Below are 25,790 nucleotides of genomic sequence, written 5' to 3' on the forward strand. Positions count from 1 at the left end.
CTTCCCGCCTTACCGCGTAAGCACTTTGAGGAGCTTCCCCATGTTCGACTCCGTGCGCGACGACCTGCGCGCCACCCTCGACGAGATCCGGGCCGCCGGTCTGCACAAGCCCGAGCGTGTGATCGGCACCCCGCAGTCCGCGACCGTGAACGTCACCGCGGGCGGCCGCCCCGGCGAGGTGCTCAACTTCTGCGCCAACAACTACCTCGGCCTCGCCGACCACCCCGAGGTCATCGCCGCCGCCCACACGGCGCTGGACCGCTGGGGCTACGGCATGGCGTCCGTGCGGTTCATCTGCGGTACGCAGGAGGTGCACAAGGAGCTGGAGGCGCGGCTGTCCGCGTTCCTCGGCCAGGAGGACACGATCCTGTACTCCTCCTGCTTCGACGCCAACGGCGGTGTCTTCGAGACGCTCCTCGGCCCGGAGGACGCGGTGATCTCCGACGCCCTCAACCACGCCTCGATCATCGACGGCATCCGCCTGTCCAAGGCGCGCCGCTTCCGGTACGCCAACCGGGACATGGCCGATCTGGAGCGGCAGCTCAAGGAGGCCTCGGAGGGCGGTGCCCGCCGCAAGCTGGTCGTCACCGACGGAGTGTTCTCCATGGACGGCTATGTGGCCCCGCTGCGGGAGATCTGCGACCTCGCCGACCGCTACGACGCCATGGTCATGGTCGACGACTCGCACGCCGTCGGCTTCGTCGGCCCGGGCGGCCGCGGCACCCCCGAACTGCACGGGGTCATGGACCGCGTCGACATCATCACCGGCACCCTCGGCAAGGCGCTCGGCGGCGCCTCCGGCGGCTATGTCGCCGCCCGCGCCGAGATCGTCGCCCTGCTGCGCCAGCGCTCCCGGCCGTATCTCTTCTCCAACACGCTCGCCCCGGTGATCGCGGCGGCCTCGCTCAAGGTGCTCGACCTGCTGGAGTCGGCGGGCGACCTGCGCGAGAAGCTGGCCGGGAACACGGCGCTCTTCCGCCGCCGGATGACCGAGGAGGGCTTCGACATCCTGCCGGGCGACCACGCGATCGCCCCGGTGATGATCGGCGACGCTTCGAAGGCCGGACGCATGGCCGAGCTGCTGCTGGAGCGCGGCGTGTACGTCATCGGCTTCTCCTACCCGGTGGTCCCGCAGGGCCAGGCCCGTATCCGGGTGCAACTGTCGGCCGCGCACTCCACGGACGACGTCAACCGCGCCGTCGACGCGTTCGTGTCCGCCCGGGCGGAGCTGGAGGGCTGAGCAGCCCGCGCTTCTTGCGATAATCGTCTGCATGATCGAAGCGCGGCGGCTGCACATCCTCCGTGCGGTGGCCGACCACCGCACGGTGACGGCCGCCGCCGCCGCGCTCTATCTCACCCCCTCCGCCGTGTCCCAGCAGCTCGCCGCACTGGAACAGGAGACCGGTCACCGGCTGGTCGAGCGGGGCGCCAAGGGGGTACGGCTGACCCCGGCCGGTGAGATCCTGCTCGGCCACACCAACGCCGTCCTCGCCCAGCTGGAGCGGGCCGAAGCCGAGCTGGCCGCCTACGGCGCCGGCTCGGCGGGCACGGTGACCCTCGCCTCCTTCGCCACCGGCATCGGCCTGGTGGTGGCCCCCGCGCTGGCGCGGCTCGCCCGCACCGCGCCCGGCATCCGGGTCCGGGTCCAGGACGCCGAGGGCGACGCGAGCCTGCCCATGGTCCTGGACCGGCAGGTCGACGTCGCCGTCGCAGTGGAGTACCGGGGCGCGCCCGACGCGGACGACCCCCGGCTCACGCCCGTCCCGCTCTACGCCGAACCCTTCGACGCGGTCGTGCCGGTCACCCATCGGCTGGCCGGCGCGACCGAGGTGCCGCTGGCCGAGCTGGCCAAGGACCCGTGGATCGGCCCCTACCCGGGTAATCCCTGCCACGACGTCGTCGTGCTGGCCTGTGAGCACGCCGGGTTCCAGCCCCGCCTGGAGCACTCCTCGGACGACTTCCGCGCGGTCGTGGCGCTGGCCTCGGCCGACGCGGGCGTGGCCCTCGTTCCCCGCTCCGCCCTGCGCGGAATGGACCTGACGGGCGTGGTCGTCCGCCCGGTCGACGGGGTCGCCCCCACCCGCCGGGTCTTCGCGGCGGTGCGCCGCGGGGCGGAGGCGCACCCGCTGATCCGCCCGGTGCTGGACACACTGGCGGAGGCCGCGACGGTGAACTGACGGGCCGGACCGGGACAGCGCGTCACGGCCGGTCGAGCTCATCCCATATCTGGCACGCCATCCCGGATACGGGATATGCTCCCGCCATGGCAAGTGACGTCATGGATCCCGTCGACGCCCGGCTCGCCGCGCGCCTCGCCGAGCTGCGGGCGGAGCACGGCTGGTCGCTGGGCGAGCTGGCGGACCGCAGCGGAGTCAGCCGGTCCACCCTGTCCCGGGCGGAACGCGCCGAGATCAGTCCCACCGCCTCGATGCTGAACCGGCTGTGCGGTGTCTACGGCCGCACCATGTCCCAGCTGCTGAGCGAGGTCGAGAGCGAGCCCGCCCAGGTGGTGCGCGCCGCCGACCAGGCCCGATGGCAGGACGCGGCCGCCGGCTTCGTACGACGGTCCGTGTCGCCTCCGCACCCGGGCCTGCGCGGCGAACTCGTCGAGGGGCGGCTCGCGGCAGGGGCGGACATCGCCTACGACCGGCCGCCCGTGCCCGGACTCGAACAGCACATCTGGGTCCTCGACGGGACGCTGGAGGTCACCGCCCAGGACGTGGAGCACCGGCTCGCCGCCGGTGACTGCCTGCGGCTGCGGGTGTGGGGTCCGACGCGGTTCCGCTGCCCGGGCCCCGGCGAGGTGCGCTACGCGCTCGTGGTGGTGCTCCCATGACCCCGATCGTCCGGCTCGCCGCCGGGGACCTGCTCGCCCGCGCCGGGGAACTGGCCGAGTTGCTGACCGACACCGTCGAGGGCGGTGCCTCCGTGGGATTCCTCGCCCCGCTCGACCGGGCGGAGGCCCTCACCTGGTGGAAGGGGCGGGCGGCCGCGGTCGACGCGGGAGGTCTCGCGGTGTGGGCGGCGACGGCGGGGGAGCGGGTGGCGGGCACCGTGAGCCTCGTCTTCCCGGACAAGCCGAACAGCCGCCACCGTGCCGAACTGGTCAAGCTCATGGTGCACCGGGAGGCGCGCGGCCGGGGCCTGGGGCGTGCGCTGCTGGCCACCGCGGAGCGGGCCGCCGCCGAGGCCGGGATCACCCTGCTCCATCTGGACACGGAGACCGGCAGCCCGGCCGAGGCCCTGTACCGCACCGCGGGCTGGACGCGCGCCGGGATGATTCCGGACTACGCGGCGACACCGGCCGGAGCGCTGAGCCCGACCACGATCTTCTACAAGCGGGTCGAGCGGGCCGCCGGCATCCTCCCCTGAGCACGGGCCCGCTGTCAGTGGCATTGGCTACGGTGCCAGACATGCCGGATGCCGAAGACGTACGCCGTATCGCCCTGTCGCTGCCCGAGACGGCCGAGAAGACCGCCTGGAGCATGCCCACGTTCCGGGTCGCGGGGAAGATGTTCGCCACGCTGCCCGAGGACGAGACCTCCATGGCGGTGCGCTGCCCCAAGGAGGAGCGGGACGAGCTGGTGCTCGCCGAGCCCGGGAAGTTCTGGGTCGCCGGGCACGAGGCGCAGTTCGCCTGGATCCGGGTACGTCTCGCCGCCCTGGAGGACGATGCCGAGCTGCGGGACATCCTCGCCGACTCCTGGCGCCAGGCGGCCTCGCCCCGGCTTCTGGAGCACCACCCGGAGCTGGGCCTGCCCGCCGGAGAGTGACAGGACGGGGGACGGCGGACAACGGGTGCGCGACCATCGTCCCGAGTGCGGTATTGTTTCTGTGCACGTTCGGCCCGGGGAAACCCCAGGTCAGACGGGCAACGGGACGTGGCGCAGCTTGGTAGCGCACTTGACTGGGGGTCAAGGGGTCGCAGGTTCAAATCCTGTCGTCCCGACACGTGTGACCAGCGGGTCTGCCGGATTCGGCAGACCCGCTGAGTCGTTTTTTCCGGCCGGGCGGTGCCTCCCATCACTCCCCGCGGCCGCCGGGGGCCACGGTCCGACACCGCACACCGGCGGCCCCGGAATCGTCCGACCTCCGGCGGACTCTGCGTATGAGGGTCGCGGAGTGGTCGCACGGAACGACGGCGCCCCAGCTCTTGATCCGGTTCCCGGCCGCCCTCGGCGCGCGTCCGCTACGACGCGCTCCGCTCCTCCTCCACGACCGCGAACTCCGCCTCTCCCATGGTGAGTACGCCGTCCGTCAGCGGCGTGCACCGCACGCCGCCCTTGCCCCGCAGGGCGCGCTGCGCGCCCGGACCGATGACGGCGTCCATCCACGCGCAGGGCCGGGCCAGGCGGCGTACGGCCAGCAGGACGGGGCCGGCGCCGGTGTCCAGCGACACCGTCGAGCCCACGTACGCGTCGATGTCGATGCCGCGGAGCAGGACGTTCCGGCGGGTGAGCCGGAGATCGGCCGCCGGATTGATGTCCAGCGGCAGGTTCTCGGCCGACATGAGCGTGACGGCGGCGTCGCGATGCGCCGGGCGCGCGTAGTAGCGGTCGCCTGCGACACCCAGGTTCCGCCGCACCTCGACGCTCTGGACCAGCTCCTCCACGGCCGCGGCCGAGGGCCCCTCGGACGGCCGCCCCAGGTACCGGTGCACCGGCGACACCAACAGCTGCACGACTTTCACCACGGGCATGCGTCCACCCTATGGGCTCCGGCAAGCGGCTCAGGAACGCGCCGCCCGCTGCTGCTTGTCCCACTGGTCCCGCGAGAGGGCGGTGGGCCGCGGGAGCAGGACTCCGTCCACGTACAGGTCGACGTGCTCGTTGTAAAAGGCGACCTTCCCCGCGATGGCGGCGCAGGACACCGTCGGGAAGTCGTACGCCCAGACGAGGTCGTCATGGGCGGCGGCCCCGCTCACGAAGGACCAGTACCCGCTGGTCCTCCCCTTGTACGGGCACGCCGTCACCGTGTCCGAGGGGCGCAGCCGGGTCCAGTCGACATAGGCGCGCTCCAGGTAGTAGCGAGTCGGCAGGCCGGTCTCGAAGAGCTTCACCGAGGACGGCGCGTCCGCCAGGACGGTGCCGTCCACCTCGACGCGCACGCTGCTGGACGAGCGCAGCGCGTCCACCCGTGTGTACGGGCTCCTCGGGTGCACGAAGACCTGCTCTTCCTCCTCGAACCAGGCGTCGATCGCGTCCCACCGGAATCGGGCGGTGCCGATCAGCGCCTGCGGGGCTCCCTCGTCCCAGACCCACGCCGCACCCTCGCGGACCTCGGAGCCGACCCGCAGCGAGTGCCGCCGCGCGGGGCCGGGGCTCAGCCGGCCGGCGCGGCCGTCGTCGGCGAGGACGCCCTCGACCAGATCCCGCAGCGGAATGCTGTACTGCGGATAGCCGGGCCACTCCCACACGTACAGCGCGCGCCGGGTGTCGAGCACCCACCGGCCGCCGACCTGCGCGCGGATGCGCCGCGGCACCGGCTCGACGTGCCCGACCGGGATGATGAGGCCCGGATAGTCCACACTCTCGTCCGCCATCGGCGATCACCCCGGTCCGCTCGGCCGCTCCCGTACACCCAGCTTCCCCGGCAGACGCACGAACGGCCACCGCGGCCGACTCCGACGGTGACCAGCAGGTTTGCCGGATTCGGCAGGCCCGGGAGCAGCTCGCGCAGACGCTCGGACAGGGACGGGTGTCCCGGCAGAGCGGGCTGCGAACAGGTAGAGCAGAGGTACGAGCGTATGCACCCGGACTGCTCCACCGGAGACCACGGCCGTCGTGCCCGCTCAGAGCTGGTGCAGACACTCCGTACGCCCGAACGACTTCAGGCGGGTGCACTGCGTGTTCTCCCAGCGGTGCGCTCTGTGGTGCGCGACCATACGGACGCCGACACAGGCTCGATCATCGGCGTCGTGCGTGAGGAAGGGTTCTCGCTGGCCGCCGGCCCCGTCCTCACGCCGCGGGTCTGGGCAGGCGTTCCCAGCCGGCGGGCGCCATGGCGCGCCACGGGTGCGGGGTCGCAGTGTGTGACACCAGCAGAGCAACCAACGTCAAGAGCAAGCGGTCGGCAGAAGGAAACACCGAGACAGAAAGAAGGACGGACGTGTCCGGCAGTGAAAGCGAGAACCCGGTAATCCCCTCCCCAGCCGCCACGCCGACCCGACCCAAGACGAACCGGGACTGGTGGCCGAATCAGCTGGACCTTCAGGTTCTCCATCAGCACTGTCCCCGGTCCAATCCGATGGGCGAGGACTTCGACTACGCCGAGGAATTCGCCACCCTCGACCTCGACGCGCTGAGACAGGATGTCTTCAGGGTGATGACGGAGTCGCAGGACTGGTGGCCTGCCGACTACGGCCACTACGGGCCGCTCTTCATCCGGATGAGTTGGCATGCTGCGGGAACGTACCGCGTCGCCGACGGCCGGGGCGGCGGCGGCACGGGCGCTCAGCGATTTGCCCCCCTCAACAGTTGGCCGGACAACGCGAGCCTCGACAAGGCGCGCCGTTTGCTCTGGCCGGTCAAGCAGAAGTACGGCCGCAAAATCTCCTGGGCCGACCTTCTCATCTTCACCGGCAACTGCGCCATGGAATCGATGGGATTCAAAACCTTCGGGTTCGGATTCGGGCGAGAGGACATCTGGGAACCCGAGGAAATCTTCTGGGGGCCCGAGGACACATGGCTCGGAGACGAGCGTTACAGCGGCGACAGGGAACTCGCCGGTCCTTTCGGTGCCGTGCAGATGGGACTGATCTACGTCAATCCGGAGGGGCCCAACGGCAACCCGGATCCGATGGCTGCCGCGAGGGACATTCGCGAGACATTCGGGCGTATGGCGATGAACGACGAGGAGACGCTTGCGCTCATCGTAGGCGGCCATACGTTCGGCAAGTGTCATGGCGCGGTCGACGCCCAGTACGTCGGCCCGGAGCCCGAGGCCAGCCCCTTGGAGCAGCAAGGCCTCGGCTGGAGGAACACGTACGGCAGCGGCAAGGGTGCCGACGCGCTCACCAGTGGGCTTGAGGGCGCGTGGACCAACGAGCCGACGAAGTGGGACAACGGGTACCTGGACAACTTGTTCGGGTACGACTGGGAGCTGACGACCAGCCCTGCCGGTGCGAAGCAGTGGACTCCCACGGATCCGGCGGCCAGGAACACCGTGCCTGATGCTCATGATCCGTCGAAGAGGCACGCTCCCATGATGCTGACGACGGACCTCGCGCTGAAGGTCGATCCGGTCTATGCGCCCATCGCTAAGCGCTTCCACGAGAACCCGGACGAGCTCGCGGTGGCGTTCAGCAAGGCGTGGTACAAGCTGCTGCACCGCGACATGGGACCCCGATCGCGTTACCTCGGCCCGTGGGTTCCCGAGCCCCAGCTGTGGCAGGACCCCGTCCCTGAGGTCGATCACGAACTGGTGGCGGACGAGGACATCGTCGCCATAAAGGCCAGGATCCTCGCCTCGGGACTGTCCGTCTCCCAGCTGGTCACCACCGCCTGGGCCTCGGCGGCGAGCTTCCGCGGCACCGACAGGCGCGGCGGGGCCAATGGGGCACGGATTCGGCTCGAGCCGCAACGGGGCTGGGAGGTCAACGACCTGCCCGCGGTGACCGAGGTCGTGCGGACCCTCGAGGAGATCCGGCAGGACTTCAACGGTTCGCAGGTCGGCGGGAAGAAGGTCTCGCTCGCTGACTTGATCGTCCTGGGCGGGTGCGCGGCTGTCGAGCAAGCCGCGAAGAACGCCGGGCACGACATCACGGTCCCCTTCGCACCGGGGCGCACGGACGCCTCGCAGGAGCAGACCGACGTGGAGTCGTTCGCCGTGCTCGAACCCAGGGCGGACGGGTTCCGGAATTACGTCCGGGCGGGAGAGAAACTGTCGCCGGAGACTCTCCTGCTGGACCGCGCCAACCTGCTGACACTGACCGTTCCCGAGATGACGGTTCTGATCGGCGGCATGCGGGCCCTGAACACAGGCTTCCGGCGATCCCCCCACGGCGTCCTCACCCAGCGTCCGGAGACACTGACCAACGACTTCTTCGTCAACCTGCTCGACATGGGCACGGAGTGGAAGGCGTCAGCCTCTGCTGACAACGTGTTCGACGGCCGGGCTCGCGCCACGGGCGAGGTCAGGTGGACCGCCACCGCCGTCGATCTCGTCTTCGGTTCACACTCCCAGCTCCGAGCTGTCTCAGAGGTCTACGCCTCTCAGGACGCGGGAGAGAAGTTCGTGCGTGACTTCGTGGCCGCGTGGAACAAGGTGATGAACCTCGATCGGTTCGATCTCGCCTGACCCGACAGTCCCGGTCGGCGGCTCATCGGCCGACCGGGACATCCTCGGGCGCCCGGCTCGGCCCCTTCGGCTACCGGATCGTTCGGGCCCAGCCGTTGTGAGCGGCCGGCCGAGCTGGATCCGGCTGTCCGCGCCGGCCCTGGCCATAAGTCCGCCGATGGCCTTCGCTCACAGATTGATCATGTGCCCGGCCAGCCCGTGCAGGGCGTCCTGGACCGCCTCGCTCAGCGTGGGGTGCGCGTGCACGTTCCTCACCAGCTCGGTCACCGTCAGATCCCACTTCTGCGCCAGGGTCAGTTCCGGGAGAAGCTCGGTGACGTCCGGGCCGATCAGATGGCCGCCCAGAAGTTCGCCGTGGCGTGCGTCGCTGAGGAGCTTCACGAAGCCGGCCGTCTCACCGAAACCGTGCGCCTTCGCGTTCGCGGTGAACGGGAACTTCGCGACCTGGACGTCGAACCCCGCGTCCCGGGCCTCGGTCTCGGTCCAGCCGAAACTGGCGATCTGGGGTCGGCAGAACGTGGCCCGGGGGATCATGCGGTAGTCGAGTTCCATCGTCTCCACCCCGGCGATGGTCTCCGCGGCGACGACCCCCATCGCCTCGGCGGCGTGCGCGAGCATCAGTTTCGCCGTGACGTCACCGATGGCGAAGATGTGCGGCTGCCCGGTACGGCACCGGGCGTCGACGTCGATGGCGCCGCGGTCCGTCAGCCGGACCCCGGCCTGCCCGAGCCCGTACCCGGTCGTGCGCGGCTGGAAGCCCAGTGCCTGGAGCACCTTGTCCGCCTCCAGGATCTGCTGCCGACCGTCCTGCGAGACGACGACGCGGACGCCGTTCGCGGTCTCCTCCATCGACTCCACGCGGGTGGACGTCATCAGCTTGATCCCCTGCCGACGGAACTGCCGGGCCAGCTCCGCGGAGACCTCCTCGTCCTCCAGGGGGGCGACGCGGTCGAAGAACTCGACCAGGGTGACGTCGACGCCGTAGGCCCGCAGCAGGTAGGCGAACTCCACGCCGATGGCGCCCGCCCCGGCGATGACGATGCTCGCGGGTATGTGGTCGGAGAGGATCTGCTCCTCGTACGTCACGATGCGCCTGCCGAGGCGGGTTCCCGGGAGCAGCTTCACGGTGGAACCGGTGGCGATGATGCAGTGGGCGAAGGCGAGGGTGGTGTCCCCGTCGGGCATGCGGACGTTCAGGGTGTGGGGGTCGACGAAGACGCCCTGCCCCTCGTACTGCGCGATGCCGTTCTTGCGCATCAGATAGGTGACGCCTTTCGCGCGGCCGTCGGCCACCTTTCTGCTCCTGAGAAACGCCGCCCCGTAGTCGAGACTCACCGAACCGTCGACCCGCACGCCGAACGTGTCCCGCTCCTGCACCACGAGATGGGCCACTTCCGCGTTTCTGAGCAGAGACTTCGCCGGGATGCAGCCGATGTTCAGGCAGATCCCGCCCCAGAACCGTGCTTCGACGATGGCGGTTCGCAGTCCCAGTTGGGCGCATCGAATGGCTGCCACATACCCACCCGGGCCCGCGCCCAGGACCACCACGTCGAACTCTGTGTTCATGATCCGGCCTCACGGTTGACGACGCGCACATTTGGCGGCGGCCCTCGTCAGCCTAAGCGTGGCCCGGCCGCACGGCATGTCGACGCCGGTCGGTGTCTGACCGGCACCCCCTCCTGAAAGCGAAGTGATGAGTGCCCATGAATGAAAAGCGCCATTAATGGTCGGCTGGACGCATTGAGGGATCGGTAGCCTCTCGCTGGGTGCGAGGGGTTTTGGACTTCCCCGTCGCACTGGCCGGAAATCGCGGTTCCGCACCCCGGGCTCCCCGGGCATAAAGGTCATTCTGCAGGGCACGACGACGAATCAGACCGGCTGTGGGGCGCAGTGGAAAACCGGCGTTTTCGCGGCATTCTCTGACGTATGGCCTTTCGTGTGTCAAGTGCGAAAGGCCCATATCCTCTGCGCCGAGGGATCCCGCATCGTCTCCTGAACGTCCAGGGTCCCCATTACCAACGGCACTTGAACACTGCAGGCGCGGTCCCACGCCGCGACAAGCACTCCGTCATTGCCCGGCACGGGGCCGGCGGGGCGGCAATAATGCGCGTCGTCTCTACCCCCCTTGCGGTCACCCACACCGAGGAGTTGCCTTGACTGCATTCACCACCCCAGACGCGTTCTCAGGCGCGTCAGGGCGGGCCACACGCCCCTTACGGACGGCGGTGCTTCAGCGTGCGTTCGTGCCCAGCCGGCCGGGAGCGGGGTGCTTCGGGTGCTGACCGTGCATCCCCGGCGGCGAGACAGCCGCCCGCGGCTCGAATGGCGAAGATGGCTGACTCTCATGCTGGTCGGCGCCCTGCTCGGTCTCGGGCAGACCGCTCTGGCCCCCCACGCGAGCGCGGACGGCATCCCCACGCAGGACCAGGTGCGGGCGGCGCTGGTGAGCGCGCCGGGCAGCAACCTGTTCTGGACCGGGCGGATGGGCTCGTGCCAGAGCGAGGCCGACAGTGTCAAACCGCTGACCGAGAAGTACGCGAAGCTGCGTGGCCAGAAGACGCTGGAGATGCGCCTCGCCGACGCGGGTCTCAAAATGCCGCCGTTCGACACCCCGGACAACAACGCCAAGGAGATCTGGCGCTTCGCCTCGGCCGAATACGCCCGGCAGACCTCCGATCAGGCGTGGGTGATCAAGGGCAAGTGCGTACGCAAGGGCAACACCTGGGAGACCCGCGAGCTGCCCGAGCTGGAGAACCGCGGCAAGGTCAAGTGCATCTGGGAGATCGACGCGGGTGACCTCGCCCACGAGACGCTGTACTGGAACGCGTGGTGGTGGGGCGGTACCTGCAGGAGTCAGGTGCACCTGCACAACAAAGCCGCGCTGGCCTGCGTCCCGTTCGACGAGCAGGACATCGAAGAAGGCTTCAGGTGGCGGCACTACGACGAGGCGGGGGAGGACAGCTGGAGCTATCTGCTGGGCGGCTGGGCGTACATCGGAGGTGAGCCCTGGTTCGGGAAGCGGGACTCCAAGGTGGATCCCAACGCCCACGGGTACCAGTATTCGATCGAACCCGATGACAGCGGTCCCAATGAGCCCAGCTACCACGTGAACCATACCGACAGGCTCATCGCGTGGTTCCTCCACAGCGGTGACAGACGGCCGTACCTCATCCAGGTCTACAACTACCAGGGCGGCTACTCGCCGGGACGGCCGGAACCGTACAACGACGTCTGCAACTTCGAGACAGGGCTGAGGAAGTCGGACGTCTCCACCTCCAGCGAGCAGTGCGGCGCGGCGGACGGCACGACGTGCAACGTGATGGTCGTCGGCGACTCGATCAGCAACGGGTACGAGGGCGACAGCACATGGCGGTACCGGCTGTGGGAGTGGGCCCAGGACCAGAACTGGCAGGCCCGTTTCGTCGGACCGCTGACCGGGACCGAGAAGCAGAACGCGGCGCACCCGCCGGAGCCGCCGCCGCTGGTGGAGGACGCCGCTGACCCGCCACCGGCGCAGCCCGACCCGTCGCAGTTCACCGGCGCCTACGCCCAGAGCGACGCCCCGGGCTTCGTCCAGGGCGATTCGGGCCACTACGCGATGTGGGGCCGCGCCCTGGGGCAGGACGTGGGCACCATCGAGCTGGTCATGGCCGCCCAGGGCGCCCAGGGGCATCTGCCCGACGTGCTCCTGGTCGAGCTCGGCTTCAACGACATCGGCTGGCAGGGCGCCGGTGCCGGCCTGGTCGACACCATGAAGAAGTTCGTGGACAACGCCCGCAACGCCAACCCGCATGTGAAGATCGTGCTGGCCAACGTCCCGCAGCGCACCACACTCGGCGACGCCAACCCGCAACTCCCGCAGCGCACAAGGGACTACGACGCCGCCCTCGCCCAGGCGGCACCCGACTGGTCCACCCCGGACTCACCGGTCGTGATCGCCGACATCGACAAGGCGATGGGCTGCGACCCGTCCTCCAAGACCTGTGCCACCGCCTACGACGGCCTCCACCCCAACCCACTGGGCGAGTACCGCCTCGCGGCCGCCTTCGGCACCGCCCTGCACGACGCGTTCGGCATCGGCACGGCGGCGCCCCAGGCCCCGGCGAGCGTTCCCGACCGGCAGGTGACCGCACCCACCAACCTGGTGTTCGACGGCAGCCAGCAGGGTGTCACCGTGACCTGGGACAAGATCGTCGGCGCGCACAGTTACGACGTGCAGTGGCGGGAGGTGGTCGACGGCGCGGAGAAACCCTGGGAGGACGCCGTCCCGTCGGCCCAGTTCAACCGGTGGGATCTGCCCTGGCAGTTCAGCTTCCAGCCGGTCGACGGCCACCGCTACGAGGTGCGGGTGCGCGAGGTCGCGGGCGACGCCGACGACCTGAAGTCGGCCTGGTCGCAGCCGGTTTCGGGCATCGCCCACCCGACCACGCCCAAGCCGCCGGACGAGGTGACCGCCCACGCCGCGGAGCCGGGGGGAATCGACGTCAGCTGGACCCCGGTCCACGACGACTCCCTCACCCGCTACGCCGTCTACGTCTACGACACGGACACCCCGTTCGTCTTCGCCAAGGTCTACGGCTACGCCCCGACGGTGAGCCCGCTGCGCCGCATCACCGGCCTGACCCCTGGCCACCACTACCAGGTGTACATGTGCAGCTGGAACGCGTCGGGCGAGGGGATGCCGCACATCGCGGAGGGAACAGTGGTGCCCTGACGGCGACCGCAGGCCCGGGCGGGGGCCGGGCCTGCGGGTCGGGGCGAGCCGTCGCGCGGGGTCCGGGTCAGGACCGGGTCTCGGCGCGGTCGGTCGTGCCCCACAGCGTGTGGAAGCTGCCCTCGCGGTCGACACGCCGGTAGGTGTGGGCGCCGAAGTAGTCGCGCTGCCCCTGGGTGAGCGCGGCCGGCAGGCGCTCGGCGCGCAGGGAGTCGTAGTACGACAGCGCCGCCGAGAACGCCGGCACGGGCACGCCCCGACGGGCCGCGACGGCGATCACCTCGCGCCACGGCACCTGCGCGTCCGTGATCTCCGCCGCGAAGCCCTCGTCGGACAGCAGACTGACCAGGCCCGGGTCCGCGGCGTAGGCGGCGCGGATACGGTCCAGGAAGGCGGCCCGGATGATGCAGCCCCCGCGCCAGATCCTGGCGACCGCGCCGAGGTCGATGGTCCAGCCGAACTCCTGTGCGGCGTCCAGGATCATCTTCCAGCCCTGGTCGTAGGCGATCAGCTTCGACGCGTACAGGGCCTGCTCCACCTGCGCGGTGAAGCGCTCGGCCTCGTACGGGGTGAGGTCCGAGCCGGAGCCGCCGGGCAGTCCGCGGTAGGCGTCCCGCAGCGCGGACTGGCCGGAGGCGGCGCGGGCGAAGGTGGCCTGGGCGATGGCGGTCACCGGGGAGCCCAGCTCCAGCGCGGTCTGCACGGTCCAGCGCCCGGTGCCCTTCTGCCCGGCGGCGTCGGCGACCACGTCCACGAACGGCTTGCCGGTCGTCGCGTCCACGTGGGACAGCACCTCGGCCGTGATCTCGATCAGATAGGAGTCCAGGCGCCCCTTGTTCCACTCTCGGAAGATCTCGGCGATCTCCGCGGGAGAGAATCCGGCGACCTGGCGCAGCAGGTCGTAGGCCTCCCCGATGAGCTGCATGTCGGCGTACTCGATCCCGTTGTGCACCATCTTCACGAAGTGTCCGGCGCCGTCCGTGCCGACATGCGTCGTGCACGGCTCGCCGTCGACCTTCGCGCTGATCTTCTCGAACATCGGACCGAGCGCGGCGTACGACTCCGGTGACCCGCCGGGCATGACGCTCGGCCCGTTGAGCGCGCCCTCCTCGCCGCCGGAGACACCCGCGCCGACGAAGTGGACACCGCGGTCGCGCAGGGACCGCTCACGGCGCCGGGTGTCCGCGAAGTGCGCGTTGCCACCGTCGATGATCATGTCACCGGGCTCCAGGAGCGGGGCGAACTCCTCGATCACCGCGTCGGTGGCCGCGCCCGCCTGCACCATGATCATGAGGCGGCGGGGGCGCTCCAGCGCCGCCACGAAGTCCTCGGCCGTCGCGGCGGCCACGAACGCGCCCTCGTGCCCGAACTCCTCGACCAGTGCCTTGGTTCTGGTCGGGGTGCGGTTGTGCACGGCGACGGTGTACCCGTGCCGGGCGAAGTTCCGGGCCAGGTTGCGGCCCATCACCGCGAGTCCGGTGACGCCGATCTGGGCGGTCGCCTGCATGCTGTGCTCCTTGGGTCCGGATCCGCCCCGGCCCGCGTGTCCGGCGGGTGCGGCGGATGTCGCTCCGTACGGCTTGTGCCGCTGTACCGGTCAAGTACGGACGAGGGGGCACCGGTTGCTCACCGCAGGGGCGGGATCTGGAGGAAGGCCGCGTCGGCCGCGGGGCGAATGCGGTGCTCACGTCCCGACGACATGGAGGGAGGCCCACAGCGCGACCACCGCCGCCGCCAGGGCGGTCGGCACCGTGATCGCCGCGAGCCGGGTGAACTCCCTGAGGTCCACGCCATGGCTGTGCTGATGGACGATGCGCCGCCACAGCAGCGTGGCCAGCGACCCGGCGTAGGTGAGATTGGGGCCGATGTTCACGCCGAGCAGCACGGCGAGCACCGCGCCGGGCCCGGACGGGACGGCCAGCGGCAGCAGGACCAGGACCGCAGGCAGGTTGTTGATCACGTTGGCCAGCAGGGCCGCCAGCGCCGCGATCCCCAGCAGGGCGGGCAGTCCGGTGCCGCCCGGGATCAGCCGGCCGAGGGCGTCCGAGAGGCCGTTGTCGACGACCGCGCGCACCACGATGCCCAGGGCCAGCACGAACGCCAGGAAGGACGGCGCCGCCGCCCGCGCCACCGTGAGCGGGGTGGCCCGGCGCCGGACGAGCGCCCGGCCGGCGAGGACCAGCGCTCCGCCCAGCGCCGACCACGCCGGGTCGATGCCGACCGCCGAGGCGACCACGAACCCGGCGAGCGTGCAGGCGACGGTCACCAGCGCGAACAGCGGCAGGTGCGGCGGTTCGCCGGGCTCCTCGGCCGTGGCAGCGGCCGCGAGGTCACGGCGGAAGAAGCGCCGGAAGACGACGTACTCCGCCGCGATGGCCACCAGCCACGGCAGGGCCATCAGGGCGGCGAAGCGGGTGAAGCTCAGCCCGGCCGCGCCGAACGCGAGCAGATTGGTGAGGTTGGAGACGGGCAGCAGCAGCGAGGCCGTGTTCGACAGATGAGTGCAGGCGTACAGATGCGGCTTCGGGCGCGCGCCCATCCGGGCCGCCGTCGCGAACACCACGGGGGTGAGCAGCACGATCGTGGCGTCCAGGCTGAGCACGGCGGTGATCACCGAGGCGAGCGCGAAGACGGCCGTCAGCAGCCGGCCGGGACGGCCCGCCGCCCAGCGCGCCATCCATGCGCCGCAGGCCCGGAACAGCCCCTCCGCGTCGCAGAAGTGCGCCACCACCAGAACGGCGGCCAGAAACCCGACCACCGGCCCCAGGCGCTCGGCCTCGGCCCGCGCGTGGTCCAGCGAGAGTGCGCCGGTCGCCACCACGATCCCGGCGGCGGGAACCGCCACGACCGCCTCCGGCAGCCCGAAGGGACGGATCACCGCGCCGGCCAGCACTGCGATGAGCAGAAGGACGGAGAGGGCCTCGGCGAGCGGGGTGTTCAGGGTGCGGTCCTTACCTTGAGCGGGGGCGGGGCCTTGAGCGGGCCGGTGCTGCCCTTCCATCACACCAGGCCGTTCACGGTCCATCACACCAGGCTCGACGGCCGGCTGCGGCACGCCGGGCCGGACGGCCGGGCGCGGCCACGCGAGGCCGGTGGGTCGGCTCCGGGGCGCCAGTGCGGTGGGTCGGCTTCGGCGCGGCAGGCCGGTCAGCGTGACTCGGCGGAAGGTGCCCGCGGGTATCCGCGCGCCACCGCCGTCACCGTCCTCCCTGCTCCCGCAGCCGCCACCCGTGGTCCACCGGCCCGATGCCGGCGCCCAGTGCGAACCCCGCCGCGATGGCCGCCGTGACGTACTCCTTGGCCCGGCGGACCGCGTCGGGCACCGTTAGGCCCTGGGCGAGCCCGACCGCGACGGCCGAGGCGAGCGTGCAGCCCGTGCCGTGGGTGTGCCGGTTGTCGTGGCGCTCGGCGCGCAGCCAGTGCTCCTCTCGGCCGTCCGTCAGCAGGTCCACGGCCGCCCCGGGCAGATGCCCGCCCTTGACCAGGACCCATCGGGGCCCGTACGACAGCAGGTGCTCGGCCGCGCGGCGCATCCCCGGCTCGTCGGTCACCCGCAGCCCGGTCAGCTCCGCGACCTCGTCCAGATTGGGCGTGGTGACCGTGGCGAGCGGCAGCAGCCGGGTGCGTACGGCGTCCAGCGCGTCGTCGGCGAGCAGCCGGTCCCCGTGCTTGGAGACGCTGACCGGGTCCACGACGACCGGGGCCGCCTCATCGGTGAGCAGATCGGCCACCGTCGTGACCAGCGTGGGCGAGGCGAGCATGCCGGTCTTGACCGCCTGGACGCCGATGTCGTCGACGACGCTGCGGTACTGCGCGCGGACCGCCTCCGCGGGCAGTTCCCAGGCGCCCTGCACCCCGACGGAGTTCTGCGCCGTGACCGCGGTGATCACGCTCATGCCATGGGCGCCGAGCGCCAGCATCGTCTTGAGGTCGGCCTGGATCCCGGCACCGCCGCCGGAGTCGGATCCGGCGATCGTGAGCACACGGGACGGCGCGGTCATGCGCGACCCTCCTCTCGGGTCTGGGTGGTCTCTCGGTGCTCCCGGGCCTGCCGGGCGCGCAGCGGCGCGTACACCGCGAGCGCCACCACGAACGCCACGTAGTACGAGATGTCGGCGCCGTGCAGTGTGTGGGCGACTGGGCCCACGTACAGTCCGGTGTCCATGAACGGCACCGCCGCGGCGAAGGCGACGGCGAACGCCAGCACCGGGAGCCAGGCCGGCCGGGGCCGGGCCGCCTCGGCGGCGAGATCGATGCGGCTGCCGCGCCGGGCGAGCCAGTCCACGACCACGATCGCCACGAACCCGGGGATCCAGTAGCTCACGAACAGCAGGACGTTCTGGAAGCGGGCCGTCGTGTCGGCCGCGTGCATCCACAGCACCAGTGGGAAGCCGAGCAGCACGGCGAGCGCGGCCGCCGCCGGGCGCGGTATGCGCACGCCCACGGTCTGCAGCGCCAGGGAGCCGCTGTAGTCGTTCATCGCGTTGCTGCACAGGGCCGCGAGCGCCACGGCCAGCAGTCCGAAGGCGCCCGCCGTGCCGCCGCCCAGCAGCGTGTCCACCCCTGTGGCCGTCTGGTCGGTCAGCGCGGACGCGCCCCACAGCCCGAGGGCCTGGACGGCCACGTAGGACACCACGAGCCCGAGCAGCGTGCACCAGAACATCCGGGAGCGGGACGTGGCACGCGGCAGATAGCGGCTGAAGTCGCTGGCGTACGGGGCCCAGGACAGGGCCAGACTGAGGGCGATGGTGCTGGTCAGCACGAACGCGCCCGCCCGGTCGGCGCCGTGTGCGCTGCCCGTCGCGGCCACCTGGACGCTGCCGGACATCCGCAGGGCGATCAGCGTGAAGGCGGCCGCGAGCACGAAGGTCATGACGATCTGGAGGCGGTGGATGGCCTCGTAGCCGAGGACGCCCAGGGCCCCCTGCGCCAGCATGATGACGAGGACACCCAGCCAGAACGGCCAGCCGCACAGCCGCGCCAGCGCGTCCCCGCCGAAGAGCCCGATCAGGGCGTCCCAGGCGACCGACGACAGCCACTGCAGCACACCGGGCAGCGCGACCGCACGCCCGAACGCGAGCCGGGCGAGGGGGAGCTGCCCCGCGCCGGTGCGACTGCCCCAGGTGCTCAGATAGGCGGTGGGCACCGCGCCGATCAGTGTGCCGAGGACGACGGCGGCGAGCGCGGTGGTGAAGTCAAGGCCGAGCGCGATGCCTATGGTGCCGGTGAACACACCGGTCATGGTCAGATTGGGTGCGAACCACACGGTGAACAGCCGGCCCGCGCCGCCGTAGCGATGGGTCTCGGGGACCGGTTCGATGCCGTGCCCCTCGATCCGGAGATCGCCGGGAGCGCTGGGCATCCGGCCGTCGAAGACGGCTCGCCGGCTGTCGGCGGGCAGCCCGCCGGGAACATGCGCCAAAGGCATGAAAGACATCCCTCCGCCAGTACGAACTGGTTCAGGTTCGACGGGTGTGATCTCAGCCCCTGGCGGGGCACCCCGTGTCCGGTACGGCGGCAAGGTTAACCCGAGCCCTGGGATGTGCCATACGGAAGGGCCACTGCCGGATCCTGCAGCGGCCCTTCTGCTCTACGACGTGCCGTGTCAGCGCCGGGTGTAGATGAAGCCGGTCTTGTCGACCTCGTCGCCGGAGCGGCCGTGGAATCCGGCGATCTGCCAGCCGCTGGGCGCCGTGCGTGTCACGCAGTCGGAGGTCGTGGTGCCGCCCGCCAGGCTGTTTCCGAGATTGGTCGTGAACTTGGCGTAGAAGATCCTCGTGTGGCCGTCGTACTGGCCCTCGCACAGCTGCGCGCTCGTCACGTACTCGCCGCTGCCCAGGGTGAGGGACGAGGCCGTGCCGCCGGTGCCGCCGTGGGCGAGCGTGGTGCCGTTGCTCAGTGTCAGGCCGATGCGGTCGACGCGGGAGCCGCTGCGCAGGGTGATGCTCGTGGCGCGCGCGCCCGCCGGGACGCTGTCGATGTCGTCGAAGTAGTCCCCGTGCGGCCCGCCGAACTGGTCACTGAGCTGGAAGGCGGAGTTGCGCGACCAGCCGAACGTCGCGGTGATCGGGTCGTGGTCGGAGAGCATGAGCCCGTCGTCGGTGAGGAACTTCGCGTGCTCGTTGTTGTACGAGGTGGCGTTCAGTGAGACGAGCGTGCTGCCCCGGTAGAGGACCTTGTCGACGACCTCGCAGCTGTTCGTGGCCGCGTTCTCGTCGCAGACCAGCGCGTCGCTGCCCTTGGCGGGCGGGGTGCCGCCGCGTATGAGCTGGACCCAGGCGTCGGTGAGGCCGTTGGCCGCGGCGAACTCCGCGATGGTGTCACCGGAGCGGGTGTAGCGGGTGTTGGTGTCGCCCATCACCACGACGGCGTCGCCCGCGGAGTGGGTGCGGATGAAGTCCGTCAGCTGGCTGAGGTTGTCCGCGCGCGAGGCCAGGTCGCCGGCGTTCGTCCCCGCGTTGGTGTGCAGGTTGTAGAAGTCGACGTACACGCCCTCGGCGAGCCGCTCCCGCATGAACGTGAAGCCCTTGGGGGTGAGGCAGTCGCCCGAGTCGTACTGGCACGAGTTCCAGTGGACGCGCTCGAAGTCATCGGTGTCGTACGGCAGGTCGGACAGGGTGTTGAGGCCGCTGCCGATGCCGGCCCCGCCGCTGGTGGGCGTGCGGTAGGGGTGTGTGTCGGAGGCGTACAGGTAGGAGTGGTAGTTGAAGTCCTCCTGCACATGGACGATGTCGTACGGGCCGAGCCGCCCGCCGATCGTCGTCGTGCTCGACTGACGGGGCGTCGGGGCGCTGGAGAGGCCTTCGGGGAGGCCCGCGACGTTGTAGCTGAGCACGCGGAACGTGCCCGAGTCGGCCGCCTGAGCGGCGGGTGCGGCGGTGGTGAGTCCACCGAACACGGCGGCCGTCGCCGCGAGGGTGGCGAGGAGTCTGCGCATGGGGGTACGGCTCCTGGGGTGACGAGGGGGATGTTGCGCGCATGCCAAAACGCAGCGGCCAACGTAGCGGCCGAAGCTGTGAGGGAATGCGCTTTCTGCCGCTTCGGGCAAGACTTCACCCAACGGTCGCCCCAGCGTCGACGACGACCCTAGGCCGCGTGTTCCAGGACCTCCTGCGCCACGTTCTTGTCCAGAGCCGCACGCACCAACGCGGCCGACAGCACGGCCGGTTCGGTGTCCCCGGCGAGCCGCACCAGCCGCTGCGGGTCCTTGGGCAGACCGAGCCGCTCCGCCCCGGACAGGGCCTTGGCGTCCAGATAGGGCCCCACCTCCGGCCAGACCCGCTGCACCTCCCGCAGAAAGATGTCGGCCCCCGCCGGCCCCATCCCCGGTATCTCCTGGAGCAACCGGCGCAGCTCAGGAACGTCCCCGTGCGCCTCCTTCCGCATCCGCCGCAGATCGCCACCCCAACGCTCCGTCAACAGCTCGGCGCCGTCGCCGAGCTGGGTCGCCGTGCGCTCGTCGTAGCGCCGGTAGCCGCCGCGCCCCAGCGCGTCCACGCGCTCCTGCCAGTCGGCCCCGGCCATGCGCCGCGGATCCCGCAGACCCGCCTCCTGCAGCGCCCGCACCGTCTCGAGGGCGATCGAGGTGCGGATGCGGGCGCTGAGCAGCAGGGACATCAGCAGCAGCCGATAGAGCGGCTGCGGGGTGTCCTTCAGCGGGATGCCGGCCTCCTCGGCATACGTGTGACCGTGCTCGCCGAGCAGTTCCGCGACGACACGGTCCGCCTTGTCCTGGCGAGGCACGGGGTCTCACCGCCCCGGCCTGAGCGGGTCGTGGCCGATCGTCATCAACCGGTGGCGCCGCTCGTCGTCCACCACCTCGGGCTCGTTCTCCAGGTCCTGCCCGTCCGTCACGGTGTCCACGACCTCGCGCATCACCTCGACGTCGTCGTCGGTCAGATCCGTGCGCCGCTTCTGCAGGATCGCGAGGACATGCCGCCCCGTCGGCGGGCCCGCCCGCTCGGGCAGCGGCTCGGTGTCCTCGCCCGCGTCCCGGACCCGCAGCCAGGCCGCGAGTTCCTGGGACGTCATGTTCACCACGCGGTGGAACTCGGCCCACAGCGCGTCCATCTCCAGGGCGTCGGTCATGGCGTACTCCTCTCCGCCCTCGGTGGCGGGGCCCTGTCCGTCCCCGGAGGGACGGGCCCGGCCGCTCCGGTTCAGTCCTCCCGCGGCCAGTTCTCGGCGTCGAACATCCAGCGCTGCTTCTCCAGCTCCGCGGTGAGACCGATCAGCAGGTCCTGGGTGACCGGATCGGCCTTCTCCGTGGCGTCGATCCGGGTGCGCAGCCGTCCGATCGCCGTCTGCAGCGACTCCGCCATCAGTCGTACGACGTCCGTGTCCCGCAGCCGGCCGTCCTTCACGCCCGGCAGACCGAAGGCGGACGCGACGGTCTCCGGCCGCCCGTCCGGCGGGACGCCCAGCGCGGCGGCCCGCTCGGCCACCGTGTCGGCGTACGAGCGTGCCGTGGCCACCACCTCGTCCAGCTGGAGGTGGATCGAACGGAACCTCGGTCCGACGATGTTCCAGTGGGCCTGCTTTCCGACGAGCGACAACCCCAGCAGATCCACCAGGGTCTCCTGCAGGGCGTCCCCCGTGACCCGGCGTGCGGGTTCGGTCAGCGTGCCGTGCACCACGGTCATCGCGCGCTTCTCCTTGTCCTCTGTGTACTCGGCGTGCGGTCTTTCGCGGTCCGGAGCAGCTCGTCGCGTTCCTGCTCACCCGTGCCGCCCCAGACGCCCGCCGTCTGCCCGCTGCGCAGCGCCCAGTCCAGGCACTCGCCGATCACCGGGCAGCGACGGCAGACGCGCTTGGCGGCGGCGGTCTCCTCCAGTGCGGGCCCTGAGGACCCCACCGGGAAGAACAGGTCGGGGTCCTCGCCCACGCATGCCGCGTGCCGCAACCACTCCATGGCCGCCCGGGTGCCCGAGGCGGATGGGGTGAAACCCGGTGCGGGCACGCCCGGGAACGGATCGGGGAACTTCCCGGCGGGCCGTCCGCGGTCTATAGTTCAAAACTAGCGGTGCTAATTAATGGTTGAGGCCGGTCAGGAGTCCCGTCGTGCGTACCGTCCACTTCGCGGCAGCCCGCCGCACCCCCATCGGCAAGCTGCGCGGCGCGCTGTCCTCCGTACGGCCCGACGACCTGGCCGCGGCCGTGATCCGCGACCTGGTCGCGCAGGTGCCCGGCCTCGACCCGGGCCGTGTCGACGACGTCTACTGGGGCGCCGCCAACCAGTCCGGCGAGGACAACCGCAACGTCGCCCGCATGGCCGTCCTCCTCGCCGGGTTGCCCGCATCCGTCCCGGGCGCCACGGTCAACCGGCTGTGCGCCTCCGGCCTGGAGGCGGTGACGGCCGCCGCCCGCACGATCGCGGCGGGCGAGGCGGACATCGTGCTCGCGGGCGGCTCCGAGTCCATGAGCCGCGCTCCCTTCGTGCTGCCCCGCCCCGACGAGGTCCTGCCGCACCGTATGGAGACCGCCGACACCCGTCTCGGCTGGCGCCTGGTCAACCCCGCGATGAAGGACCTCCACGGACTGCTGTCCATGGGGGAGACCGCTGAGGAGGTGGCGGAGCGGTACGGCATCGAGCGCGCCCGCCAGGACGAGTTCGCGCTGCGCAGCCACCGCCGGGCCGCGGACGCCCGCAAGAACGGCTGGTTCGACGGCGAACTGTTGCCCGTGACCAGGCCGGACGGGGTGGTGGTCGCCGCCGACGAATGCGTCCGCGAGGACACCTCGTACGAGAAACTCGCCAGGCTCCGGCCGGTCTTCCGCGAGGACGGCACCGTCACCGCGGGCAACGCCTCGCCCATGAACGACGGTGCCGCCGGACTTCTCCTCGTCAGCGAGGAAGCCCTGGACGAGCTGGGCCTGGAGTCCCTCGGCCGCTATGTCGCGGGCGCCTCGGCCGGTGTCCACCCGGACGTGATGGGCATCGGGCCCGTCCCCGCCACCGAGAAGGCCCTCGCCCGTGTCGGCTGGACGATCGGCTCCATCGAGGAGGCCGAGCTCAACGAGGCGTTCGCCGCCCAGACCCTCGCCTGCGTCGACCGTCTGGGCATCGACCCGGAGCTGGTCAACCCCGACGGCGGCGCCATCGCCCTCGGGCACCCGCTCGGCTGCTCGGGCGCACGCATCCTGACGACCCTGCTGCATCGGATGCGTCGCACCGGAGCGGCCCGCGGTCTCGCCACGATGTGCGTGGGGGTCGGTCAGGGCAGCACGGTGCTCGTGGAACGCCCGTAGCCCCTTGCCCCCCGCCCGGCGCAGTGCGGCGGGCCGGTGGACGACGGAGAGCGCGGGCCCCCGCTCGGCGGTCGTCGCGGTCGTGATCTACTGCCACGACACCGACGATCGACGAGAAGCCGAGGCGATGACCCGACACTGCTGCGCGGCGATGACGGACCGGGTGAACCGGGAGTGCGAGCGGCACGACGACGCTTTTGCCTGCCCGGACGCGTTGATTCTGTTCACCGCGCGGTTCCGGGAGTACGGGCTCGTCGTCCACGACGGCGGTACGTCGAGCATCGGGATCGACTTCTGTCCCTGGTGCGGGCAGCGGCTCCCCGAGTCGCAGCGGGACCGGTGGTTCGAGGAGTTGGAGAGCCGTGGCATCGATCCGTGGAACGATGAGATCCCCGCTGAGTTCCAGGACGACCGCTGGCTCGGCGTTTCGGGCGGGAGCCTTTGATGCGGTCGGCGCGGTTTGTCGGGCATGAGCCGCTGATATCCACCAGGGGGCGATGCGTGGGCGGAGGACCGGTCTCCGCATGAACACGATGTCGCTCTGGAACATGTCGACCTGGGGGTTCGTCGCGCTGGCCGGCGCGGCGATGCTCGTCGGCTTCTCCAAGACCGCCGTGAGCGGCGCCAACACCATCAGCCTCGCGATCTTCGCCGCGGTCCTGCCCGCCCGTGCCTCCACCGGTGTCCTGCTGCCGGTGCTGATCGTCGGCGATGTCCTCGCGGTCCTCACCTATCGGCGGCACGCCCACTGGCCCACCCTGTGGCGCCTGTTCCCGGCGGTCGCCGTGGGCGTCGTCCTCGGCACCTTGTTCCTGGTGTGGGCGGACGACGGGGTCGTACGGACGTCGATCGGCGCGATCCTGCTGCTGATGACCGCGGTCACGCTGTGGCGCCGGCGCACCGCCGACCGGGAGGAGGACCCGGACGCGGTGACCACCCGCGCCGGCCGGGTCAAGGCCCGCTCCTACGGCGTCCTCGGCGGCTTCACCACGATGGTCGCGAACGCCGGCGGCCCGGTGATGTCGATGTACCTGCTGTCCGCGGGCTTCCGGAAGCTGGGCTTCCTTGGCACCTCGGCCTTCTTCTTCCTGATCGTCAACGTCTCCAAGGTGCCCTTCAGCGCGGGCCTCGGCCTGATCGACGGCCGCTCGCTGCTGCTGGACGCGGCGCTCGCGGTGTTCGTGGTGCCGGGCGCGTTCATCGGGCGGTGGGCGCTCGACCGGATCAACCAGCGCCTGTTCGAGCAACTGGTGATCGTGGCCACCGTGGTGGGCGCGGCCCAACTGCTGCTGCGCTGAGCGGGACCGCCGGGCTAGGGCCTGTCGTCGAACTCGCGTCGTCGCCCGGAGGGCGGCCCCGCGGCGTCAGGTGCGTGCTCTGGGGTACCCCCTGCTCGAAGAGCTTGGGGGTGCCGGGCTCGGACTCTCGTACTGGACGTACTCGGGTCCGAGCCCGGCATGCTCGGCTCTGCCGGTTACGTCGTCGATCACCGGCTCAACCGGTTGATCGCTGATGCCCGCGCGGTCGCCCTGATGGGCCCGACCAATGATCTGTGCCGAGAGTTGGTGGCGCAGTCATGGGAGAGCTGAGCCGGGTGCGGCGGTGGGGGCACCGCCCGCGCGAGCGAAGCCGAGCGTGGGGGAGCGTGCATGGCCCCGCGGGACAGGCGGGAGTCTGACGACAGGCCCTAGCGCAGCAGCGCGGGAAGGTCCGCGAAGGAGTCGAGGACGTGGTCGGGCTCGCCGCTCGCGGCCCGGTGGGTCTCCGGACGGTACTTGCCGGTCCGGACGAGGACCCCGGTGATCCCGGCCCGCTGGGCCGCGAGGACGTCGTTCTCGATGTCGTCGCCGACCATCAGCGCCCGGCCGGCGTCGACGCCGAGGAGGGCCAGCGCCGCCTCGAAGAACGCGGGCGAGGGCTTGCCCGTGACCTCGGCCTCGATCCCCGCGGCGCGCTCCAGCCCGAGCAGGAACGCCCCCGAGTCGAGCTGCAGCCCCTGGTCCGTACGCCAGTACAGATTGCGGTGCATGGCGATCAGTCGCGCACCCCGCTGGAGATGACCGAACGCGCGGTTGAGGGCTGTGTAGTCGAACTCCGGTCCGGCACCGCCGAGGAGCACGACGTCCGGGGCGGAGTCCTCGTCGGCCTCGTCGTCGACCACCGGGACGCCGACCAGGTCAGCCCGGATGTCACCGCTGTTGAGCAGCGCACACCGCGCTCCCGGACAGTGCTCGGCGAGATACCGGGCGGTGACGGAGGGCGCGGTGAGGATGTCCTCCGCGGCCACCGGGAAACCGGCGCCCGAGAGGGTCTCGGCGACCGACGCGCGGGTGCGGGACGTCGTGTTGGTGACCAGGGCGACGGCGAGTCCCGACGCGCGGATCTGCCGCAGCGCCTCGACCGCGCCCGGCAGCGGCTGCCACGAGACGGTGAGGACCCCGTCGATGTCGATGAGGACGGCGCGCACTGCATCCATGTCAGGACCCTAGCGAGCCGGGCGCCCACGCGCCGTGAGGCCACGGGCGGAGGG

General features: G+C 71.0%; 23 protein-coding genes, 1 tRNA gene and 1 riboswitch. Of the genes, 11 read left to right on the forward strand and 13 right to left on the reverse strand.

From position 1 onward, the window contains the following. The first annotated feature begins 40 nt into the window (after nucleotides 1–40). The 6 genes from ACFY2Z_RS38715 to ACFY2Z_RS38740 all read left to right on the forward strand — a co-directional run bounded on the left by ACFY2Z_RS38715 (nucleotide 41) and on the right by ACFY2Z_RS38740 (nucleotide 3,949). Entirely contained in the window at nucleotides 41–1,240 is a 1,200-nt protein-coding gene (locus ACFY2Z_RS38715) for a glycine C-acetyltransferase (protein WP_390748689.1), read from the forward strand. 31 nt (nucleotides 1,241–1,271) lie between these two features. Beyond that, on the forward strand, nucleotides 1,272–2,177 hold the full coding sequence (locus ACFY2Z_RS38720; RefSeq protein WP_390748690.1) for a LysR family transcriptional regulator: 906 nt from the start codon (nucleotides 1,272–1,274) through the stop codon (nucleotides 2,175–2,177). An 86-nt stretch (nucleotides 2,178–2,263) separates the two neighbouring features. Next, on the forward strand, nucleotides 2,264–2,836 hold the full coding sequence (locus ACFY2Z_RS38725) for a helix-turn-helix domain-containing protein (RefSeq protein WP_388978534.1): 573 nt from the start codon (nucleotides 2,264–2,266) through the stop codon (nucleotides 2,834–2,836). Beyond that, nucleotides 2,833–3,372, forward strand: coding sequence for a GNAT family N-acetyltransferase (locus tag ACFY2Z_RS38730; RefSeq protein ID WP_390748691.1), 540 nt, complete (start codon nucleotides 2,833–2,835; stop codon nucleotides 3,370–3,372). Before ACFY2Z_RS38725 ends, ACFY2Z_RS38730 begins: the two co-directional genes overlap by 4 nt. A 41-nt stretch (nucleotides 3,373–3,413) precedes the next feature. Beyond that, nucleotides 3,414–3,773 (forward strand): MmcQ/YjbR family DNA-binding protein, encoded by a 360-nt coding sequence (locus ACFY2Z_RS38735; RefSeq protein ID WP_390748692.1) that lies wholly within the window; start codon nucleotides 3,414–3,416, stop codon nucleotides 3,771–3,773. 102 nt (nucleotides 3,774–3,875) lie between these two features. Next, nucleotides 3,876–3,949 (forward strand) — tRNA-Pro (locus tag ACFY2Z_RS38740). A 240-nt stretch (nucleotides 3,950–4,189) separates the two neighbouring features. On the opposite strand, the gene ACFY2Z_RS38745 is transcribed toward ACFY2Z_RS38740, so the two are convergent. Continuing rightward, nucleotides 4,190–4,699 (reverse strand): molybdenum cofactor biosysynthesis protein, encoded by a 510-nt coding sequence (locus tag ACFY2Z_RS38745; protein WP_390748693.1) that lies wholly within the window; start codon nucleotides 4,697–4,699, stop codon nucleotides 4,190–4,192. Nucleotides 4,700–4,729: 30 nt separating this feature from the next. Next, nucleotides 4,730–5,542, reverse strand: a complete 813-nt coding sequence (locus ACFY2Z_RS38750; RefSeq protein WP_390748694.1) for a DUF427 domain-containing protein — start codon at nucleotides 5,540–5,542, stop codon at nucleotides 4,730–4,732. Between the two features lie 566 nt (nucleotides 5,543–6,108). Between ACFY2Z_RS38750 and katG the strand changes: the two genes are divergently transcribed. Further along, nucleotides 6,109–8,298, forward strand: coding sequence for a catalase/peroxidase HPI (gene katG, locus ACFY2Z_RS38755; RefSeq protein WP_390748715.1), 2,190 nt, complete (start codon nucleotides 6,109–6,111; stop codon nucleotides 8,296–8,298). Between the two features lie 168 nt (nucleotides 8,299–8,466). Here katG and lpdA read toward each other — a convergent pair whose 3' ends face one another. Next, nucleotides 8,467–9,864, reverse strand: a complete 1,398-nt coding sequence (gene lpdA, locus ACFY2Z_RS38760) for a dihydrolipoyl dehydrogenase (protein WP_390748695.1) — start codon at nucleotides 9,862–9,864, stop codon at nucleotides 8,467–8,469. Between the two features lie 778 nt (nucleotides 9,865–10,642). On the opposite strand from lpdA, the gene ACFY2Z_RS38765 reads away from it, so the two are divergent. Then, nucleotides 10,643–13,012, forward strand: coding sequence for a GDSL-type esterase/lipase family protein (locus tag ACFY2Z_RS38765; protein ID WP_390748696.1), 2,370 nt, complete (start codon nucleotides 10,643–10,645; stop codon nucleotides 13,010–13,012). A 67-nt stretch (nucleotides 13,013–13,079) separates the two neighbouring features. Here ACFY2Z_RS38765 and gndA read toward each other — a convergent pair whose 3' ends face one another. From gndA to ACFY2Z_RS38810, 9 genes are all read right to left on the reverse strand, one after another. Beyond that, nucleotides 13,080–14,519, reverse strand: coding sequence for an NADP-dependent phosphogluconate dehydrogenase (gene gndA / locus ACFY2Z_RS38770; RefSeq protein WP_390748697.1), 1,440 nt, complete (start codon nucleotides 14,517–14,519; stop codon nucleotides 13,080–13,082). A gap of 177 nt (nucleotides 14,520–14,696) precedes the next feature. Further along, nucleotides 14,697–16,013 (reverse strand): arsenic transporter, encoded by a 1,317-nt coding sequence (locus ACFY2Z_RS38775; RefSeq protein WP_390748716.1) that lies wholly within the window; start codon nucleotides 16,011–16,013, stop codon nucleotides 14,697–14,699. Between the two features lie 196 nt (nucleotides 16,014–16,209). Then, complete coding sequence (thiD, locus tag ACFY2Z_RS38780) at nucleotides 16,210–17,013, reverse strand: bifunctional hydroxymethylpyrimidine kinase/phosphomethylpyrimidine kinase (protein ID WP_390748698.1); 804 nt, start codon at nucleotides 17,011–17,013, stop codon at nucleotides 16,210–16,212. Next, the gene (locus ACFY2Z_RS38785; RefSeq protein WP_390748699.1) at nucleotides 17,010–18,440 is read right to left on the reverse strand and encodes a purine-cytosine permease family protein; all 1,431 of its coding nucleotides are present in this window, start codon (nucleotides 18,438–18,440) and stop codon (nucleotides 17,010–17,012) included. Before ACFY2Z_RS38785 ends, thiD begins: the two co-directional genes overlap by 4 nt. Beyond that, nucleotides 18,432–18,525: riboswitch (TPP riboswitch) on the reverse strand. Its footprint overlaps the gene before it by 9 nt. 92 nt (nucleotides 18,526–18,617) lie before the next feature. Next, complete coding sequence (locus ACFY2Z_RS38790; RefSeq protein WP_390748700.1) at nucleotides 18,618–19,949, reverse strand: jacalin-like lectin; 1,332 nt, start codon at nucleotides 19,947–19,949, stop codon at nucleotides 18,618–18,620. Nucleotides 19,950–20,098: 149 nt separating this feature from the next. Next, nucleotides 20,099–20,755, reverse strand: a complete 657-nt coding sequence (locus ACFY2Z_RS38795; RefSeq protein ID WP_390748701.1) for an endonuclease — start codon at nucleotides 20,753–20,755, stop codon at nucleotides 20,099–20,101. A 6-nt stretch (nucleotides 20,756–20,761) separates the two neighbouring features. Further along, nucleotides 20,762–21,100 (reverse strand): DUF3140 domain-containing protein, encoded by a 339-nt coding sequence (locus ACFY2Z_RS38800; RefSeq protein ID WP_390748702.1) that lies wholly within the window; start codon nucleotides 21,098–21,100, stop codon nucleotides 20,762–20,764. A gap of 71 nt (nucleotides 21,101–21,171) precedes the next feature. Further along, nucleotides 21,172–21,654 (reverse strand): Dps family protein, encoded by a 483-nt coding sequence (locus tag ACFY2Z_RS38805; RefSeq protein ID WP_390748703.1) that lies wholly within the window; start codon nucleotides 21,652–21,654, stop codon nucleotides 21,172–21,174. Then, the gene (locus ACFY2Z_RS38810; RefSeq protein ID WP_390748717.1) at nucleotides 21,651–21,923 is read right to left on the reverse strand and encodes a WhiB family transcriptional regulator; all 273 of its coding nucleotides are present in this window, start codon (nucleotides 21,921–21,923) and stop codon (nucleotides 21,651–21,653) included. The genes ACFY2Z_RS38805 and ACFY2Z_RS38810 overlap by 4 nt, the downstream gene beginning before the upstream one ends. 149 nt (nucleotides 21,924–22,072) lie before the next feature. On the opposite strand from ACFY2Z_RS38810, the gene ACFY2Z_RS38815 reads away from it, so the two are divergent. The 3 genes from ACFY2Z_RS38815 to ACFY2Z_RS38825 all read left to right on the forward strand — a co-directional run bounded on the left by ACFY2Z_RS38815 (nucleotide 22,073) and on the right by ACFY2Z_RS38825 (nucleotide 24,558). Further along, a complete protein-coding gene (locus tag ACFY2Z_RS38815) occupies nucleotides 22,073–23,260 on the forward strand; it encodes a thiolase family protein (RefSeq protein ID WP_390748704.1) in 1,188 nt (395 codons plus the stop codon). 4 nt (nucleotides 23,261–23,264) lie between these two features. Further along, nucleotides 23,265–23,705: a DUF6980 family protein gene (locus ACFY2Z_RS38820; RefSeq protein WP_390748705.1), complete on the forward strand. Its 441-nt coding sequence runs from the start codon at nucleotides 23,265–23,267 to the stop codon at nucleotides 23,703–23,705. 79 nt (nucleotides 23,706–23,784) lie between these two features. Continuing rightward, on the forward strand, nucleotides 23,785–24,558 hold the full coding sequence (locus tag ACFY2Z_RS38825) for a sulfite exporter TauE/SafE family protein (protein WP_390748706.1): 774 nt from the start codon (nucleotides 23,785–23,787) through the stop codon (nucleotides 24,556–24,558). Between the two features lie 389 nt (nucleotides 24,559–24,947). Here ACFY2Z_RS38825 and ACFY2Z_RS38830 read toward each other — a convergent pair whose 3' ends face one another. Continuing rightward, nucleotides 24,948–25,736, reverse strand: coding sequence for a TIGR01458 family HAD-type hydrolase (locus ACFY2Z_RS38830; RefSeq protein ID WP_390748707.1), 789 nt, complete (start codon nucleotides 25,734–25,736; stop codon nucleotides 24,948–24,950). Between the last annotated feature and the right edge of the window lie 54 nt (nucleotides 25,737–25,790).

Source organism: Streptomyces sp. NPDC001222 (assembly GCF_042896945.1).
Lineage (GTDB): Bacteria > Actinomycetota > Actinomycetes > Streptomycetales > Streptomycetaceae > Streptomyces > Streptomyces gibsoniae.

Excerpts from the sequence above, each read along its gene's own strand:
- ACFY2Z_RS38715 (WP_390748689.1), top strand. The coding sequence starts at position 41 with ATGTTCGACTCCGTGCGCGACGACCTGCGCGCCACCCTCGACGAGATC.
- ACFY2Z_RS38720 (WP_390748690.1), top strand. The coding sequence starts at position 1,272 with ATGATCGAAGCGCGGCGGCTGCACATCCTCCGTGCGGTGGCCGACCAC.
- ACFY2Z_RS38725 (WP_388978534.1), top strand. The coding sequence starts at position 2,264 with ATGGCAAGTGACGTCATGGATCCCGTCGACGCCCGGCTCGCCGCGCGC.
- ACFY2Z_RS38730 (WP_390748691.1), top strand. The coding sequence starts at position 2,833 with ATGACCCCGATCGTCCGGCTCGCCGCCGGGGACCTGCTCGCCCGCGCC.
- ACFY2Z_RS38735 (WP_390748692.1), top strand. The coding sequence starts at position 3,414 with ATGCCGGATGCCGAAGACGTACGCCGTATCGCCCTGTCGCTGCCCGAG.
- ACFY2Z_RS38745 (WP_390748693.1), bottom strand. The coding sequence starts at position 4,699 with ATGCCCGTGGTGAAAGTCGTGCAGCTGTTGGTGTCGCCGGTGCACCGG.
- ACFY2Z_RS38750 (WP_390748694.1), bottom strand. The coding sequence starts at position 5,542 with ATGGCGGACGAGAGTGTGGACTATCCGGGCCTCATCATCCCGGTCGGG.
- lpdA (WP_390748695.1), bottom strand. The coding sequence starts at position 9,864 with ATGAACACAGAGTTCGACGTGGTGGTCCTGGGCGCGGGCCCGGGTGGG.
- ACFY2Z_RS38765 (WP_390748696.1), top strand. The coding sequence starts at position 10,643 with ATGCTGGTCGGCGCCCTGCTCGGTCTCGGGCAGACCGCTCTGGCCCCC.
- gndA (WP_390748697.1), bottom strand. The coding sequence starts at position 14,519 with ATGCAGGCGACCGCCCAGATCGGCGTCACCGGACTCGCGGTGATGGGC.
- ACFY2Z_RS38775 (WP_390748716.1), bottom strand. The coding sequence starts at position 16,013 with ATGGAAGGGCAGCACCGGCCCGCTCAAGGCCCCGCCCCCGCTCAAGGT.
- thiD (WP_390748698.1), bottom strand. The coding sequence starts at position 17,013 with ATGACCGCGCCGTCCCGTGTGCTCACGATCGCCGGATCCGACTCCGGC.
- ACFY2Z_RS38785 (WP_390748699.1), bottom strand. The coding sequence starts at position 18,440 with ATGCCTTTGGCGCATGTTCCCGGCGGGCTGCCCGCCGACAGCCGGCGA.
- ACFY2Z_RS38790 (WP_390748700.1), bottom strand. The coding sequence starts at position 19,949 with ATGCGCAGACTCCTCGCCACCCTCGCGGCGACGGCCGCCGTGTTCGGT.
- ACFY2Z_RS38800 (WP_390748702.1), bottom strand. The coding sequence starts at position 21,100 with ATGACCGACGCCCTGGAGATGGACGCGCTGTGGGCCGAGTTCCACCGC.
- ACFY2Z_RS38805 (WP_390748703.1), bottom strand. The coding sequence starts at position 21,654 with ATGACCGTGGTGCACGGCACGCTGACCGAACCCGCACGCCGGGTCACG.
- ACFY2Z_RS38810 (WP_390748717.1), bottom strand. The coding sequence starts at position 21,923 with ATGGAGTGGTTGCGGCACGCGGCATGCGTGGGCGAGGACCCCGACCTG.
- ACFY2Z_RS38825 (WP_390748706.1), top strand. The coding sequence starts at position 23,785 with ATGAACACGATGTCGCTCTGGAACATGTCGACCTGGGGGTTCGTCGCG.
- ACFY2Z_RS38830 (WP_390748707.1), bottom strand. The coding sequence starts at position 25,736 with ATGGATGCAGTGCGCGCCGTCCTCATCGACATCGACGGGGTCCTCACC.